The sequence below is a fragment of the Halomonas saccharevitans genome (assembly GCF_900116405.1).
Taxonomy (GTDB): domain Bacteria; phylum Pseudomonadota; class Gammaproteobacteria; order Pseudomonadales; family Halomonadaceae; genus Halomonas; species Halomonas saccharevitans.
The window spans coordinates 1-15,693 of record NZ_FPAQ01000002.1; the positions used below are offsets into that span (position 1 = coordinate 1).

16 protein-coding genes are annotated in these 15,693 nt (G+C 65.5%); 13 read left to right on the top strand and 3 right to left on the bottom strand.

All coding sequences use genetic code 11. From position 1 onward, the window contains the following. The 10 genes from BM388_RS01155 to BM388_RS01195 all read left to right on the top strand — a co-directional run. On the top strand, window positions 1-293 hold a 293-nt coding region (locus BM388_RS01155; protein ID WP_139233882.1), incomplete at its 5' end, for an integrase core domain-containing protein. 275 nt (window positions 294-568) lie between these two features. After that, entirely contained in the window at window positions 569-1,060 is a 492-nt protein-coding gene (locus tag BM388_RS01160) for a cupredoxin domain-containing protein (protein ID WP_089846348.1), read from the top strand. Between the two features lie 10 nt (window positions 1,061-1,070). After that, complete coding sequence (locus BM388_RS01165) at window positions 1,071-1,736, top strand: response regulator transcription factor (RefSeq protein ID WP_089846350.1); 666 nt, start codon at window positions 1,071-1,073, stop codon at window positions 1,734-1,736. Then, window positions 1,717-3,051 carry an ATP-binding protein gene (locus BM388_RS01170; RefSeq protein WP_089846352.1) on the top strand — a complete coding sequence of 445 codons (1,335 nt, stop codon included), beginning with the start codon at window positions 1,717-1,719 and terminating at the stop codon, window positions 3,049-3,051. The genes BM388_RS01165 and BM388_RS01170 overlap by 20 nt, the downstream gene beginning before the upstream one ends. Window positions 3,052-3,148: 97 nt before the next feature. After that, on the top strand, window positions 3,149-4,858 hold the full coding sequence (locus tag BM388_RS01175) for a copper resistance system multicopper oxidase (protein WP_089846354.1): 1,710 nt from the start codon (window positions 3,149-3,151) through the stop codon (window positions 4,856-4,858). Between the two features lie 37 nt (window positions 4,859-4,895). After that, window positions 4,896-5,666: a copper resistance protein B gene (locus BM388_RS01180; protein WP_089846356.1), complete on the top strand. Its 771-nt coding sequence runs from the start codon at window positions 4,896-4,898 to the stop codon at window positions 5,664-5,666. A 184-nt stretch (window positions 5,667-5,850) separates the two neighbouring features. Then, on the top strand, window positions 5,851-6,624 hold the full coding sequence (locus BM388_RS01185; protein ID WP_217641026.1) for a glutaredoxin family protein: 774 nt from the start codon (window positions 5,851-5,853) through the stop codon (window positions 6,622-6,624). A 188-nt stretch (window positions 6,625-6,812) separates the two neighbouring features. Then, window positions 6,813-7,151, top strand: coding sequence for a hypothetical protein (locus BM388_RS01190; RefSeq protein ID WP_089846668.1), 339 nt, complete (start codon window positions 6,813-6,815; stop codon window positions 7,149-7,151). A gap of 35 nt (window positions 7,152-7,186) precedes the next feature. Beyond that, window positions 7,187-7,309, top strand: coding sequence for a hypothetical protein (locus BM388_RS18145; RefSeq protein ID WP_281245162.1), 123 nt, complete (start codon window positions 7,187-7,189; stop codon window positions 7,307-7,309). Between the two features lie 43 nt (window positions 7,310-7,352). Then, window positions 7,353-7,655 carry an amino acid permease gene (locus BM388_RS01195; protein WP_425431899.1) on the top strand — a complete coding sequence of 101 codons (303 nt, stop codon included), beginning with the start codon at window positions 7,353-7,355 and terminating at the stop codon, window positions 7,653-7,655. Here BM388_RS01195 and BM388_RS01200 read toward each other — a convergent pair. Then, window positions 7,629-8,786 (bottom strand): IS30 family transposase, encoded by a 1,158-nt coding sequence (locus BM388_RS01200; RefSeq protein WP_089846359.1) that lies wholly within the window; start codon window positions 8,784-8,786, stop codon window positions 7,629-7,631. The two genes, BM388_RS01195 and BM388_RS01200, sit on opposite strands and share 27 nt — an antisense overlap. 35 nt (window positions 8,787-8,821) lie before the next feature. On the opposite strand from BM388_RS01200, the gene BM388_RS01205 reads away from it, so the two are divergent. The 3 genes from BM388_RS01205 to mntP all read left to right on the top strand — a co-directional run bounded on the left by BM388_RS01205 (window position 8,822) and on the right by mntP (window position 13,102). Beyond that, entirely contained in the window at window positions 8,822-9,931 is a 1,110-nt protein-coding gene (locus BM388_RS01205; RefSeq protein WP_342714216.1) for an APC family permease, read from the top strand. Continuing rightward, complete coding sequence (locus BM388_RS01210) at window positions 9,928-12,240, top strand: heavy metal translocating P-type ATPase (protein ID WP_139233883.1); 2,313 nt, start codon at window positions 9,928-9,930, stop codon at window positions 12,238-12,240. The genes BM388_RS01205 and BM388_RS01210 overlap by 4 nt, the downstream gene beginning before the upstream one ends. A 286-nt stretch (window positions 12,241-12,526) precedes the next feature. Further along, a complete protein-coding gene (mntP, locus tag BM388_RS01215; protein ID WP_089846364.1) occupies window positions 12,527-13,102 on the top strand; it encodes a manganese efflux pump MntP in 576 nt (191 codons plus the stop codon). Window positions 13,103-13,194: 92 nt separating this feature from the next. On the opposite strand, the gene BM388_RS01220 is transcribed toward mntP, so the two are convergent. Together BM388_RS01220 and BM388_RS01225 are read right to left on the bottom strand one after the other, a co-directional pair. Continuing rightward, entirely contained in the window at window positions 13,195-13,758 is a 564-nt protein-coding gene (locus tag BM388_RS01220; protein WP_245781423.1) for an invasion associated locus B family protein, read from the bottom strand. A 253-nt stretch (window positions 13,759-14,011) separates the two neighbouring features. Then, window positions 14,012-15,679 carry a BCCT family transporter gene (locus BM388_RS01225; protein WP_245781424.1) on the bottom strand — a complete coding sequence of 556 codons (1,668 nt, stop codon included), beginning with the start codon at window positions 15,677-15,679 and terminating at the stop codon, window positions 14,012-14,014. Window positions 15,680-15,693: the final 14 nt, after the last annotated feature.

The following is a 15,693-nucleotide window of genomic DNA, read 5'->3' on the forward strand; positions in this document are numbered from 1 at the left end:
ATCAGGGATGCCAGTTCACCAGCCAGGCCTTCACCGATGTCCTGGAGACTCATGGCGTGACCATCAGCATGGACGGCAAGGGTTGCTACCGGGACAACATTTTCGTGGAGCGACTCTGGCGCAGCGTGAAGTATGAATGCGTCTACCTGAAGGCCTTCAAGGATGGAGCGCACTTGAAGCAGGAGCTGGGCCGCTACTTCACCTGGTACAACCGGGATCGTCCCCACCAAGGACTGGACGATGCGACACCCGATGAGCTGTATTTCCCTCAACCACTGAACAAGGCGGCCTGACGCTGATAATGACCCGATCCGAGCTTAGATGACCTGTCAGGTGGTCCGAAGGATGGGGTCCACTTCAGTGCGTATGGTAGGAACGAGGCCTTCCCCGATGGGAAGACACTGGCAACTATCATTATGAGCTTACAACCGTTATGAGCTTACAACCCTTGGGTGGCCCCTAGGTCAAGCGTCCCGCCAGAGCGTGATGCCGAGGCCCGGTTTCAGTCTCGTTTCAGGTTGCTAGGGTACAAAGGACACTCCCCGATACGACGCGAGAGGTACCCGCGATGCGCAAGACGCTACTGGCCCTGACCCTGGGGCTTGTCACCAGCACCGCCTTCGCCGCCGGCGAGCACGGTGGTTCCCATGCGCCGGCCGGCGACGCCGAGGTCGACCGCACCATCCGCCTCGAGGCGGGCGACATGTGGTTCGATGCCGAATCGCTGAACGTTGAACCTGGCCACACGATTCGCTTCGAGATCACCAACACCGGTCATCTAGCCCACGAGTTCGTGATCGGCGACGCCCAGGCCCAGGAGGCTCACCGGGAAATGATGCAGCAGATGAGCGGCGGTCATGGCGGTCATGGCGATCATGGCGGCCACGACATGGCCGAGGGGCAGCACGGCGGCCAGATGCCTGCCGTGAACCTGGCACCGGGAGAGCGCGCCACACTCGTCTGGACCGCTCCGAAGAATGTGGATAGCCTCGAATACGCCTGCAACATTCCCGGGCATTACGAATCGGGTATGTCGGGCAACATCGATCTTCAGGGGTGATGCGCCGTCAATGAAACTGTTGCTTCTCGAAGATGACGACCTGCTGGCCGAGAGCCTGGTCGATTGCCTCAAGGACAACGGTTATCGCACGGACCTGGCCACGTCGTTGCACGTGGCCAGGTCGCTCATGGCCACCGAGCACTATGAGCTGGCGATCCTCGATCTCGGCCTGCCGGACGGCTCGGGACTGGAGCTTCTGAAGCAGTGGCGCCGGGCCGGCCATGACCTGCCGGTGCTGATCCTCACCGCGCGCGACACCTGGGAAGACAAGGTGGTCGGGCTCGAGGGCGGTGCCGACGACTACCTGACCAAGCCCTTCCACGACGCCGAGCTCATCGCCCGGATCATGGCGCTCTTGCGCCGCAAGTCCGGGCGCCTGTCCCAGGCGCTTTCGCAGGGCGGCGTCTCGCTGGACGAGGCGAACCGCTGCGTGCGCCTCGATGGTGGCCCCTGGCACTCGCTCACCGGCACCGAGTTCCTGCTGTTGCGCTACTTCATGCACCATCCCGGACGCGTGCTCTCCAAGGATCAGCTGCTCCATCAGCTCTATGCCCTGGAGCAGGACGCCGCGGCGCCCAACCTCATCGAGGTCTACATCGCGCGGCTGCGGCGCTACCTGGGCAAGGCGATCATCCAGACCCGGCGCGGCCAGGGCTATGTCTTCGTTGCGCGTTGATCGGCGCAGCCTGCGTGTCAGGCTGCTGGCCTGGCTGTCGGGCATCGCCTTGGTGGTCACCGGGATGACCTGGCTGCTGCACGGCATCCTGCTCAACGATCTGGCCCGTGACTTCCTCGGCGCGCGCCTGGAGCGCGAGGCCGCCCATGCCATCGAGCAGCTGCGCCGCGATGATCGCGTCTCTGCCGGCGTGCTGGAGTCGGCCAGTCGCGGCTTCCAGGTCTTCCATCATCTCTACGTGCTGCGCCTCGGTGACGACCTCTCGGCCTCCGACCCGCGCTGGCAGGTGGCGCTGCAACCGCTGCTCGAGGCGTCCCGGGATGCCCTGACGGAGGTGCGGGAAGATGGGCAGCACCTGCTGGTCTTTCGGCAGGCGTTCGTCCTCAACGGCGAGCGTGGCGTGCTGCTGATCGGCGAGGACTTCTCGCAGGTCGAGGCGGGGCTCCATCGGCTGCACGGGTGGGTCGGCGGCATCGCCGCGGCGGTATTGGTGATGCTGGTGGCGCTGAACCTGCTGGCCGTCAACCGCGGGTTGATTCCCCTCTCTCGGCTGCGCGACCAGCTGGGGGAGCTGCGCCGCGGCGAGCGTGAGCGGCTCTCCCCGGACGTGCCCTCCGAACTGGACGGCCTGGTCGTCCAGCTCAACCACTTCATGGACGAGATCGACGCCCGCCTGCAGCGCTCCCGCGACTCGGTGGCCAACCTCTCCCACGCGCTCAAGACGCCGCTGGCGGCGGTCACGCAGGTGCTGCGCGGCAACCGCCCCATCGACGCGACGCGTCGGCGGCGGCTGCTGGAGCGGCTCGACGCGGTGCATGCCCAGCTGGATGCCGAGCTGCGCCGCTCGCGCATCGCCGGCCCCCATGCCGGGCGCATGACCGAGCTCAGTCGCGACAGCGAGCGGCTGATCGAGATGTTCCGTTCCCTCTACCCCGACAAGCGCTTCACGCTGAGCCTGCCCGCGCAGCGCGACCTGCGGGTCGCGATCGACTCCCAGGATCTCTCCGAGATGCTCGGCATCGTGCTGGATAACGCCGGCAAGTGGGCCACCCGCGAGGTTCACTGCCGGCTGCGCCTCGAGCAGGGCCTCACCATCCTCATCGAGGACGACGGGCCGGGAGTGGCCGAGGCGGACATGGCGCGCCTGGGCCAGCGCGGCACCCGCCTGGACGAGCGCCGCCCCGGCTACGGGCTGGGGCTGGCGATCCTGCACCAGCTGCTGACCCGCTACGCGGGGCGGGTCGACTTCGCGCCGAGCCCTCTGGGCGGATTGCGGGTGGAAATCACGGTGCCGGTCGGCGCAAGCCTGGCCTGAGCCGCAGGGTCAGCGGCGAGAGTTCAGCGGCAAGATTCAGCGCTGATTCAGCTTGGCCCGTCAGGATGGCGCGATCAGTCATCGACGGGAGTCACCCATGCCAGGTTCCGGAGTCATCCATCACCCGCTGACGCGTCGGCAGATCCTCAAGGGCGGCGCGGCGCTGGGCCTGGGCTCGGCCGCCGCCCTGGGCGTGCGCCCCGGCTGGGCCGATCCCTGGGGGCGCACCAGCGTCTATGCAAAGGGCGCCGAGGAGGGGCCCGAGGTGGCGCTGGCCATCCGCCGGGAAGCCCTGCCGATCGACGGCCAGTCGGCCCGGCCGATGACGATCAACGGCACCAGTCCCGGACCGCTGATTCGTCTGAAGGAGGGCCAGGAGGCGGTGCTCAAGGTCACCAACCTGCTCGATGAGCCGACGTCCATCCACTGGCACGGCCTGATCCTGCCGCCCGGCATGGACGGCGTGCCGGGGGTGAGCTTCGCCGGCATCGCCCCCGGCGAGACCTTCACCTACCGTTTCCCGGTGCGCCAGAACGGCACCTACTGGTATCACAGCCACTCCGGCCTGCAGGAGCAGCTGGGCCACGCCGGCCCGTTGATCATCGATGCCGCCGAGCGAGAGCCGTTCCGCTACGACCGCGAGCACGTGCTGCTGCTCACCGACTGGACCTTCGAGGATCCGATGTCGGTCTTTCGCAACCTCAAGACCGCCGAGGGCTACTACAACGCCAAGGAGCGCACCGTCGCCGACTTCTTCGCCGACGTGCGCGAGAAGGGCTTCGCCGCCACCGCCGAGATGCGCAGCATGTGGGCGAAGATGCGCATGAGCTCCCGCGATATCGCCGACGTCACCGGCAGCACCTACAGCTACCTGCTCAACGGCCACGCTCCACAGGAGAACTGGACGGCGCTGTTCAAGCGCGGCGAGCGCGTCCGCCTGCGGGTGATCAACGGCTCGGCGATGTCCTACTTCGACGTGCGCATCCCGGGGCTCAAGATGACCGTGGTGGCGGCCGACGGCCAGCCCGTGCAGCCGGTTCCCGTCGACGAGTTTCGCATCGCCGTGGCCGAGACCTATGACGTGCTGGTCGCCCCCGAGGACGACACGGCCTATACGATCTTCGCCGAATCCATGGATCGCAGCGGCTACGCCCGCGCCACCCTGGCGCCCCGCGAGGGCATGAGCGCGGAGCTCCCCGAGCGTCGCGCCATCGCCGATCGCGGCATGGAGGCCATGGGCGCCCACGGCATGGCGGGCATGGATCACGGGACCATGGCGGGCATGGCGGGTGAGCGCAGCCGGATGAGCGCCAACGGCATGCTGGCGGCAGGCACGGCGCAGCCGGGCTCGCGCTTTGGCCAGGCGGGCATCGGCATCACGCCGGGTGAGCGTCGCACGCTGGTCTATGGCGATCTCAAGGCTTTCACTCCCTGGCCGGATCGCCGTGCACCTGCGCGTGAGCTGGAGCTGCACCTTACCGGCAACATGGAGCGCTATATCTGGTCCTTCGACGGCAAGACGTTCAGCGAGATGACAGGCCCCCTTCACTTCCACCACGGCGAGCGCCTGCGCCTGATCCTGATCAACGATACCATGATGGAGCACCCGATCCATCTCCACGGCATGTGGATGGAGCTCGAGAACGGCCACGGTGAGCTCATCCCTCGCAAGCACACCCTGAACGTCAAGCCCGGCGAGCGCGTCTCGGCGCTGATCACCGCCGATGCCGAGGGCAGCTGGGCCTTTCACTGTCACCTGCTCTATCACATGAAGGCCGGCATGTTCCGAGTCGTCCAGGTCTCGTGAACCCGCTCTCGTGAATCAGGTTTCGCAAGGAGAACGCATGAATACCAGAAACGTTGTGATCGGGATCAGCAGCGCCATGGCCCTGCTGGTGCTGCCCACCGCCCAGGCCGAGGATGGCTACGCGGCCCCCGCCGACTGGCCGCCCCCCATGGTCAAGCATCACCTGGGCATGGTGCTGATCGACCGGCTCGAGTATGCCCTGCCCGATGAGGGGCAGGAGGCGCTGGTGTGGGATCTCCAGGCCTGGTTCGGCGGCGACGTCAACCGGGTCTACCTCAAGTCGGAGGGCGAGAACGTCCAGGGCGACGGCGAGGACGCTGAATTCGAATCGCTGGAGCTGCTCTACAGCCGGCTGATTGCCGACTTCTGGGAGCTGCAGGGCGGCGTCGGCTATCAGGGCGGGGTGTTCTCGGACGACCATGCCGAGCGCGGCTATGGCGTGGTCGGCCTGCAGGGGGTGATGCCCTACGGCATCGAGACCGACGTGGTGCTGCGCCTCAGCGACGCTGGCGATGTCTCGGCAAGCATCGAGGGCGAGTACGACCTGCGCCTGACCCAGCGCCTCAGCCTGCAGCCGCGCACCGAGATCGCCCTGGCCGGCAGCGAGGTCGAGACCTTCGGCGTGGGCGAGGGGCTCAATTCCGTGCGGGTCGGCATGCGACTTGGCTATGCGGTGACGCGCCGCATCACCCCCTATGTGGGGGCCTACTGGGAGAAGCAAGTCGGCGATACCGCCGACCTGTCCCGGGCCGGCGGCGATGCCACCGAGGACAGAGGCGTCGTGGCCGGGGTCAGGCTGCTGCTGTGACCGGCCTCGGCGAGCATCGCCTTGACCCTTGGGTCACACAAGGGTTCTAGTCTGTAGGTAACGTGAGGGGCACCGCCGCGGCCATCGGCAAAAGGAGGGTGGCGGGCAATGGCCCGACGGCGCCATGGCCTTGAGCGTCCGGTCGCCCCGATCCGTTCTCGTTACCGCAAGGAGGTCGATGATCATGAGCAGCACTACCTCGGCAGCGTCTTCGCAGCACGAGTCCGCTCGCCTCTACCGCATGAAGACGGACGAGCATCTGTGCCCGTTCGGCCTCAAGACCCTGGATCTGCTCGAGCGCAAGGGCTACCGGGTGGACGATCACACTCTCGGTTCGCGCGAGGCGATCGAGGCGTTCAAGGAAGAGGCCGGCGTCGACACCACGCCCCAGGTCTATATCGGCGATCGGCGCGTGGGGGGCTACGAGGAGCTGCGCGAGTATCTCGGCATGAGCGTGCCCGGCGAGAAGGAGATCAGCTATCAGCCGGTCATCGCCATCTTCGCGACCTCCCTGCTGATCGGCCTGGCGGTGAGCTGGACGGCCGGCGGTACCCTCGTCTCCGGGCGCATGCTGGAGTATGCGATCGCCGCCGCCATGACCCTGCTGGGGCTCCAGAAACTGCAGGACATCGAAAGCTTCAGCACCATGTTCCTCAACTACGACCTGCTCGCCCAGCGCCACGTCCGCTACGGCTACGTCTACCCCTTCGCCGAGACCCTCGCCGGTGTCCTGATGCTGGCCGGCGCCTGGATCTGGCTGGCCGCGCCTCTGGCGTTGTTCATCGGCACGGTGGGCGTCGTCTCGGTCTTCAAGGCCGTCTATATCGATAAGCGCGAGCTGAAGTGTGCCTGTGTTGGCGGCAACAGCAATGTCCCCCTGGGCTTCGTGTCCCTGACCGAGAACCTGGTGATGATCTTCATGGGACTGTGGATGCCCTTGAAGCAGTTCATCCTGTGATGAGAAGCAGGCAGGGATGATCGAATTCACGGGCGACCGGCCATCGACTGACCCTCTATCCGGCGCTACCGCTGCCGTTACTGGTCGCCTGTCCCTGATGCATCGGCTCATGCGCCGGTGTCATGGCGGGCACGGCGATGGCAGCGGTAGTGATCAACCCTGAGACTTCTGCTGACGAGAGGTTAATCATGTCGAAGAGAGAGCATCGCCTGGGTGTTTCGGAGGCCACGCTGGTCACGCGGACGTTGAAGCTGAAGCCACACGAGTCATGGCGTATGGAGGCCGCCATTGCCCAAGTCGATAATCTATTTGGAATGGATAAGGCATTCTATGATGACGAGCTCAGTCAGCTCCGCCTTGCCTACGATGCCCAGCGGCTATGCATCGATGATGTCGAGAAGGTTCTTGAGCGGCACGGTGTCGATATCAGTTCAGGAAGATGGAACCGGATCAAGGAAGAATACTATCGCTTCGTCGATCAGAATGTGAAGGATAACGCCAAGCAGAAACCCTGGAGCTGCCATTGAGAAGTGCTGGAGGTGCCCTTCAGGAAAAGGGCTGCATGACACGCTTTCCTGGCCTCCAACCACTGCTGCCGTCACCGGAATTTCAGGTGGTGACGTCCACCCTCCGGCCGAACCTGTTCCGGGAGATCCTGTCGCGGCCCTGTGCGGCCATGTCCTGAGGAAGTGCGCGGTTCCATTATCCTGTGACGAGATGAGGTGTGAATGGATAGATCGCCCGAGTATCAGGAGAACAGCCTCTCGCTCATCGGGGCCATCGCGCTGGGGACGGGGGTGATGATCGGTGCCGGCATCTTCGCCCTGACGGGCCAGATGGCGGAGATGACGGGGAAGTTGTTTCCCCTGGCCTTCTTGTCGGCGGCGTTCGTCGTCGCCTTCAGCGCCTACTCCTATGTCAAGTTGTCCAATGCCTATCCGTCAGCTGGTGGCATCGGCATGTACCTCCACAAGGCGTACGGGGCAACACTGCCGACCTTATGCTCAACCGGTCAATGCAACAGTGGTTGATAAGACCTCAGCAGGTGTCTTGTAGCCCAGCGTTTTCCTGGGGCGCTCGTTCAGTCGCATGGCCACCTGATCAAGGTCTTGCTGAGTGAACGTGGATAAATCCATCCCCTTTGGGTAGTACTGTCTCAGCAAACGGTTGGTATTCTCATTGGTCCCCCGCTGCCATGGGCTCTGTGGGTCACAGAAGTAGACCTGGATGTCCGTCGCAACAGTGAAGTCCTTATGTGCCGCCAGCTCTGTGCCCCGATCCCATGTCAGAGATCCCTTCAGAGCAGCCGGCAGGCGCTGTGCCTCTCTTACCAAGCCAGCGATCACACTGGTCGTGTCCTTGCCATCTACCTGAACCAACATGGTGAAACGAGAGTGACGCTCGACCAGGGTAGCGATATGGGAGTTTTTGGCACCGGTGATCAAGTCACCTTCCCAATGCCCCGGAATCGCCCGATCCTCCGCCTCTGGAGGACGCTCGCGGATAGAGACCGCGTCCTTGATCTGCCCGCGTGGCTGGCTCATGGCACGCTTGGAGCGGCGCATCATGCGCTTGGAACGCAGATGCTGCATCAGCTCTTTCTTCAGCACACCACGCGCTTGGATATACAGGCTACGGTAGATCGTCTCATGTGATACCTGCATGCGCCGGTCTCCCGGGAAGCGGAGTTTCAGCCAGCCTGAGATCTGCTCGGGGGACCACTGTAGGGAAAGCTTTTCCACCACGAGCTGTCGTAGTTCGGGAACGGTCGCCAGATGGCAAACCTTGGGGCGCTTTCCCTGCTCCCATGCGGCTTCATCAGCCGTGCTAGCCCGATACTGGTCTCGTCCTCCATGGCGGGCGACTTCCCGGCTCACCGTGGAAACAGAGCGGTCCAGCTGCTTGGCGATGCGCCGAAAGGTTAGGCCTGTGGCGAGACCACGAGAGATCGTTTCCCTCTCGGATAGCGTCAAGTGCCGGCTGGACCGTGAACGCGATTGCGGCGCGATACCACCGTTGCTGGACAGGACACGATGTATCGAGCCAGGGTTCTCGCAAAGCAGGCGACTGATCTCGCTTAAGGATTGCCCCTCCTGCCACTGCTCCCACAACAGCTGCTTCTGGCTTGCGGAAAGTCCTCCAGGGCGTCCTCGTCTGGCCATGTCACTCCTACAAGGTGGCAGTGTTGCGATGATCAATTGAGCGTAAGACCGCCTTCCATGCGCTGCTGATGTATTTTTCCATGGTGATCGCCCAGAGCTTCCTGGCGAGAACCTTCGGCTCCTACACGCTGGAGCTGGTTGACGTAGAAGATAGGGCGTTGCTGGTGCCCCTGCTGGGTGTCGGGCTCTTGCTGTCGGCATTCTTGATCAACCTCTCGGCGAACAAGCTTATCCAGGGGGTAGCGTCAGTCCTCGGCATCATCAAGATAGGCGGCATTATCCTGTTCGGCGTGGCGGGGGTTCTGGTGGCTGATTCCCTCGGCATGGAGACGACGGGAGCGGCACCGGATCCTTCCCTGTCCGGATTCCTTGGGGCAACCGCGCTGGGCATTCTGGCCTTCAAGGGCTTTACCACCATCACCAACAGCGGCGCCGAAATTCAGGACCCCCACCGTAACGTCGGGAGGGCGATCGTCATCTCGATCATCCTCTGTGTCGTGATCTACGCCATGGTCGGGTTTGCCGTATCAACCAACCTGTCGCTGACGGAGATTATCGAGACACAGGATTACTCCCTGGCGGCCGCCGCCAGACCCGCAATCGGTGAGGCGGCCGTCTGGTTCACCGTCGTTCTTGCCATGCTGGCCACTGCAGGAGGGATCATTGCCAGCATTTTTGCGGTATCACGAATGTTGGCCATGCTGACCGAGATGCAGCTGGTTCCCCATCGCCATTTTCACATGCCCGGCAGTATTCAGAAGCACACCCTGGTCTACACGGTAGTGCTCGGTCTGTTCCTGACGGCATTTTTCGATCTCAGTCGTATAGCGGCCCTCGGCATCATCTTCTATCTGGTCATGGATATCGCCATCCACTGGGGGGTGTTCCGCCACCTGCGCGAAGAGGTTGAGGCAAAACCGGCCATACTGCTGGTCGCCATCGTCCTGGACATGGTCGTACTGACCGGCTTCATCTGGGTGAAAGTGATCACGGATCCACTGGTGCTGCTCGTCGCGGCGTGTGCCATGGTCGTCATTCTGGCAGCGGAATACGTGTTTCTTTCCGGGCGTCCCGCACAAGACGCCGACCACCATGCCCATTCGCATGATGCGAAGGGGAACCGTAGCAGGGAGGATGGAACATGACCCAGGAACACGCGGATAAGGTGACGGATCCCGTTTGCGGTATGCAGGTCGATCCTCATGAGACGGCCCATCGCACCACCCACGCGGACACGACCTGGTACTTCTGCTCCGCGAGATGTCGGGAGAAGTTCGAGGCGGATCCCGAGTCTTACCTGGGCGACAGGCCATCGGCGGAATCGGCGCCACCCGGCACGATCTACACCTGCCCGATGCACCCCGAGGTCCGTCAGGAGGGCCCCGGCGACTGCCCCATCTGCGGCATGGCGCTGGAACCCGAGACGGTCAGCGCCGATACCGGGCCTTCCGAAGAGCTGAAGGACATGACGCGCCGCTTCTGGATCGGCCTGGCGCTGGCCCTGCCGGTGCTGGTGCTGGAGATGGGCGGTCACCTGGTCGACCTCGATCATTTGATGGCCCCGCAGGTCTCGAACTGGATCCAGCTCGTGCTGGCCACGCCGGTGGTGGCCTGGGCGGGCTGGCCTTTCTTCGTGCGCGGCTGGCGCTCCGTCGTTCGGCGTAGCCTCAACATGTTTACCCTGATTTCCATCGGCACCGGGGCGGCGCTGGTCTACAGCCTGCTGGCGACGATCGTGCCGGGCATCTTCCCCGCCACCTTCCGCCAGGCCGATGGCTCGGTGGCCGTCTATTTCGAGGCGTCGGCGGTGATCGTGGTGCTGGTGCTGCTGGGCCAGGTGCTGGAACTGCGCGCCCGGGAGAAGACCTCGGGGGCGATCCGTGCGCTGCTCGACCTGGCCCCGGCCACCGCCCGAAGCCTCGACGAGCAGGGGCAGGAGGAGGAGGTCTCCCTCGACCAGGTCCAGGTGGGGGATCGCCTGCGGGTGCGTCCCGGCGACAAGGTGCCGCTGGATGGCGAGGTGCTGGAGGGACGCTCCAACATCGATGAGTCGATGGTCACCGGCGAGCCGCTGGCGGTGCGCAAGGCCGCCGGAGACGGTGTGATCGGCGGCAGCATCAACGGCCAGGGCTCCTTCATCATGCGCGCCGACAAGGTGGGCCGCGACACCATGCTGTCGCAGATCGTGCAGATGGTGGCCAGCGCCCAGCGCAGCCGCGCGCCCATCCAGGGACTGGCTGACAAGGTGGCCGGCGTCTTCGTGCCGGTGGTGATCCTGGTCGCGGTGCTGGCCTTCATCGCCTGGTCGCTGTGGGGGCCGGCACCGCCCATGGCCTTCGGCCTGATCGCCGCGGTCAGCGTGCTGATCATCGCCTGTCCCTGTGCCCTGGGGCTGGCGACGCCGATGTCGATCATGGTGGGCGTGGGTCGCGGGGCCCAGGCCGGCGTGCTGATCCGCGATGCCGAGGCGCTGGAACGCCTGGAGAAGGTCGACACCGTGGTCGTCGACAAGACCGGCACCCTGACCGAAGGCAAGCCGCGGGTGACCGAGCTGCGGCCGGTAGAGGGCGGCGACGCAACCGACCTGCTGCGCCTGGCCGCGGGGCTGGAGCGCGGCAGCGAGCATCCCCTGGCGCAGGCGATCGTCGAGAGGGCCAGGGAGGAAGGGCTCGAACTCTCCGAGGCCACGGACTTTGATTCGCCCAACGGCAAGGGCGTGGTGGGCCGGATCGGTGATCATCGTGTCGCCCTCGGCAATCGCCTGCTGATGGAGAGCGAAGCGGTGAACCTGGCCGAGCTGGAGGACGAGGCCGAACGGCTGCGGGGCGATGGTGCCACCGTGATCTTCGCCGCCGTGGACGGGCGTCTGGCCGGCCTGGTGGCGATTGCCGATCCGGTCAAGGAGACCACCGAGGAGGCGATTCGCGCCCTGCAGGCCGACGGATTGCGGGTCGTCATGCTCACCGGTGACAACCGCACCTCCGCCGAGGCCGTGGCCCGTCGCCTGGGCATCTACGAGGTGGAGGCCGAGGTGCTGCCCGAGGACAAGGGGCGAGTGGTGCAGCGGCTGCGCGATGAGGGGCGGATCGTCGTGATGGCCGGCGACGGCGTCAACGACGCGCCGGCTCTGGCAACCGCCGACGTGGGCATGGCCATGGGCACCGGCACCGATGTCGCCATCGAGAGTGCCGGCGTGACCCTGCTGCGCGGCGATCTGACCGGCATCGTCGAGGCGCATCGCCTCTCCCGGGCCACCATGCGCAACATCCGCCAGAACCTCTTCTTCGCCTTCGTCTACAACGCCGTGGGCGTGCCGATCGCCGCCGGCGTCCTCTATCCCTTCACCGGCCTGCTGCTGTCGCCGATCATCGCGGCGGCGGCCATGTCGCTCTCCTCGGTCAGCGTGATCGCCAATGCCCTGCGACTGCGCATGATAGCCCTGAAGGCGAGCTGACACCTCGAGGCGGGGCGACCTCGAGCCATCGATGGCCCCAGCCTGCTGCATGGCAACATCAAGACTTGGTATACTCCCGCATCGAGGACGGCGGCACGCCCGCCGATCCTCATGCCCTTCGTTGGGGAGTAGCCGGCTCACGGCCCTCGTGAGCATGCTTGTCAACACAGTCGGCCAGATGCCGTGGCAGGTGTACCTCCGGGTTGGCGAGACCATCGATGGTGCGGTGCCCCAGGCCGGGCGCGCCGTGTCGTCGTGGTGACCGCCCGGCCGGGATCGATTCAGGATGACGCTGCTCTCCACCACCTTGCTGGCCTTCTCCATGTCCACCGATGCCTTCGCCGTCGCCATCGGCAAGGGCGCCGTGCTGCGACAGCCGCGCTTTCGCGAGGCGCTGCGCACCGGCCTGATCTTCGGCGTGATCGAGGGCCTGACGCCGCTGATTGGCTGGGCGCTGGGCTACGGGGCCTCGCGCCATATCGAGGCCTGGGATCACTGGGTGGTCTTCGCCCTGCTGCTGCTGCTGGGCGGGCGCATGATCCTCGCCGGTCTCGCCGCGCCCGAGCCGGCGGGCGAGGCGTCGGACCCGCCGCGCCGCCACGGCGGCTGGCTGCTGGTCGCCACCGCCGTCACCACCAGCATCGATGCGCTGACCGTGGGGGTTGGGTTGGCCTTCATGGAGGTCAATATCCTGGTCACCGCCCTGGCCATCGGCCTGGCCACCACCCTGATGGCCACCCTGGGCGTGATGCTGGGCCGCCGCCTGGGCGCGCTGATCGGCAAGCGTGCGGAGCTGCTCGGAGGGGTCGTGCTGATCGGTATCGGTACCGCCATCCTGCAGGACCACATGGGCTTCTGGTAGGCCTGGCCAGGCGGCGCAAGGCGCCGACCCTGCTCAAAATGAAACGCCCCGGCTGAGTGCCGGGGCGTTTGCGTAGCGGGGCGGTGAGTGGCTCAGGGCGCGATGCGCGCGCTGGCGTCGGTGAAGCCCATCAGCGAGATGTCCAGGTCCATGCGGTTGCCGCGTGGGCCGACCAGGCTCAGCGTCGCGTTGCTGCCGCCGCGCAGATCGCTGAGCAGCGCTGGCGGCACCGGCAGGTCGGCGCGGCAGCCCTGCTGCAGGCAGACCTGATAGGGGAACTGGGCCGGCTCACCGCCGCCCACGGCGAGCTGCAGGCCCGCGGCGAGGCGCACCCCCAGCGGCAGCAGGAAGGTCATCGCCGGCCGACCCTCGAGCTCCGGCGGATAGCCCAGGATCACCCGCATCAGCGGATCGTTGCTGTTGGGGTTGGTGACCAGCTGGCTCATGGTGCAGGGGCCCTGGCTTCCCTCGGCCGGGCAGAGCACCTGCCAGTCACGGAACTGCTCGGTCTGGACATTGGCCCCGGTGGCACCCGGCGTCGCCTGCTGGGCGAAGGCCGTGGGCGCGATGGCCAGCAGCGACAGCAGCAGGGTCGTGCACAGGCGTCTGGTCAGACGGTTCGACATCGGTGTTTCCTCCTCGGCCTTCTGGGCCATGAACGCTCGTTGGGTCGCGGCGTTCGGGTCTTGCCCGCTGCGGGGAGGGGGCCTCCATCGCGGCGAGAATCCCGAAGCGAGAGCACAACCATGCCTGTTCGGCCCGGCGAGGTCGAGCCCGTACGCCGCACAGGCTCGATGAACGGACCAGGCATCGGCCCGACCCGCTCATCGCGTGATGGCCCCGCACGGGGGCCATGGGGTTCGACGTGGAGAAGCGGCCCTTCCCCGGCAGGGCCGGGGAAGACCAGGGTCAGCCTCGCGGCTCGGAGAGCAGTCCCTTGATGATGGCGTAGCAGGCCGCCACCAGCACCAGCGTGAACGGCAGGCCGGTGGTGATCACCGCGGTCTGCAGCGCGGCCAGACCGCCACCCAGCAGCAGGGCGATGGCGATCACGCCCTCGATGATGGCCCAGAACATGCGCTGGGGCTTGGGCGCATCGACCTTGCCGCCGGCGGTGATGGAGTCGATCACCAGCGAGCCGGAGTCCGAGGAGGTGATGAAGAACACCATCACCAGCACGATCCCCACGAACGACGTGATCGAGGTCAGCGGCAGCTGGCCCAGCATCGTGAACAGCTGCAGCTCGAGGGCCGCGTCCTTGACGCCCTGGAAGTTGTCGGTGATCACTTGGTCGATGGCGGTGCCGCCGAAGGCGGTCATCCACAGCACCGAGACCAGCGACGGCACCAGCAGCACGGCGATCAGGAATTCACGCACGCTGCGGCCACGGCTGACGCGGGCGATGAACATGCCGACGAACGGTGACCAGGAGATCCACCACGCCCAGTAGAAGGCGGTCCAGCCCTGGCTGAAGTTGGCATCTTCACGCCCGAAGGGCATCGACAGCGCCGGCAGGTGGACCAGGTAGGCCCCCAGGTTCTCGAAGAAGCCGCTGGCGATGGCCAGTGTCGGACCGACGGCAATCACGAACGCCAGCAGCAGGAAGGCCAGCACCATGTTGAGCTGGGAAAGGCGCTGCACGCCCTTGTCGACGCCAGCCAGGACCGAGAGCAGTGCCACCGCGCTGATCCCTACGATCAGCAAGACCATGGTGACATCGTTGTCGGGAATGCCGAACAGGTAGGCAAGGCCGGCAGACGCCTGCGAGGCCCCCAGGCCTAGCGAGGTCGCCAGACCGAACAGGGTCGCGAACACCGCCAGGATGTCGATCACATGGCCCGGCCAGCCCCAGATCCGCTCACCCAGGATCGGGTAGAAGACTGAGCGCATGGTCAGCGGCAGGCCCTTGTTGAAGGAGAACAGCGCCAGGGCCAGCGCCACCACCGCATAGATGCCCCAGGGGTGCAGGCCCCAGTGGAAGATGGTGGCCGCCATGGCCAGCGAGATCGCCCCATCGGTGTCACCGGCAGCGGCGGCCAGCGGTGCCCAGTCGGTCCGGGCGCCGTTCTCCATGCTGGTACCGCCCAGCGCGGTGCCGAAGTGGGTCAAGGGCTCCGAGACGCCATAGAACATCAGGCCGATGCCCATGCCGGCGGCGAACAGCATCGCGAACCAGCCCGTGTAGCTGAAGTCCGGCGTGGCGTGGGCTCCGCCGATTCGGATCTTGCCCAGGGGCGTGAAGATCAGCCCCACGGCGAGCAGCACGAAGATATTGGCTGCCAGCAGGAAGAACCAGGACATGTTGCCGGTCAGGAAGGCGAAGACCGCATCGAAGATCGGTTCTACCTGATCCTGCAGGGCCAGGGTGATGAACACGAAGAACAGGATCGTCAGGGCGGATATCGAGAACACCTTGCCGTGCAGGTCGACATCGAGGCCGAACCGGCTGGCGGTCACGTTGTCCTGGCCGATCACGTAGTCGGTATCGATCAGGTTCGCCGGGCCTTCCGGCTTGGGCACGCCGTCAGAGACAGGGGCATCCTTGCCTCTGGGCGTATTGGGGGAGTCATTTTCCACGGGGAAATCTCCGA

Coding starts and splice junctions, on each gene's coding strand:
- BM388_RS01180 (WP_089846356.1), top strand. CDS start 4,896: ATGAATACCAGAAACGTTGTGATCGGGATCAGCAGCGCCATGGCCCTG.
- BM388_RS01210 (WP_139233883.1), top strand. CDS start 9,928: ATGACCCAGGAACACGCGGATAAGGTGACGGATCCCGTTTGCGGTATG.
- BM388_RS01185 (WP_217641026.1), top strand. CDS start 5,851: ATGAGCAGCACTACCTCGGCAGCGTCTTCGCAGCACGAGTCCGCTCGC.
- BM388_RS01195 (WP_425431899.1), top strand. CDS start 7,353: ATGGATAGATCGCCCGAGTATCAGGAGAACAGCCTCTCGCTCATCGGG.
- BM388_RS01190 (WP_089846668.1), top strand. CDS start 6,813: ATGTCGAAGAGAGAGCATCGCCTGGGTGTTTCGGAGGCCACGCTGGTC.
- BM388_RS01160 (WP_089846348.1), top strand. CDS start 569: ATGCGCAAGACGCTACTGGCCCTGACCCTGGGGCTTGTCACCAGCACC.
- BM388_RS01165 (WP_089846350.1), top strand. CDS start 1,071: ATGAAACTGTTGCTTCTCGAAGATGACGACCTGCTGGCCGAGAGCCTG.
- BM388_RS18145 (WP_281245162.1), top strand. CDS start 7,187: ATGACACGCTTTCCTGGCCTCCAACCACTGCTGCCGTCACCGGAATTT.
- mntP (WP_089846364.1), top strand. CDS start 12,527: ATGACGCTGCTCTCCACCACCTTGCTGGCCTTCTCCATGTCCACCGAT.
- BM388_RS01170 (WP_089846352.1), top strand. CDS start 1,717: ATGTCTTCGTTGCGCGTTGATCGGCGCAGCCTGCGTGTCAGGCTGCTG.
- BM388_RS01175 (WP_089846354.1), top strand. CDS start 3,149: ATGCCAGGTTCCGGAGTCATCCATCACCCGCTGACGCGTCGGCAGATC.
- BM388_RS01220 (WP_245781423.1), bottom strand. CDS start 13,758: ATGGCCCAGAAGGCCGAGGAGGAAACACCGATGTCGAACCGTCTGACC.
- BM388_RS01200 (WP_089846359.1), bottom strand. CDS start 8,786: ATGGCCAGACGAGGACGCCCTGGAGGACTTTCCGCAAGCCAGAAGCAG.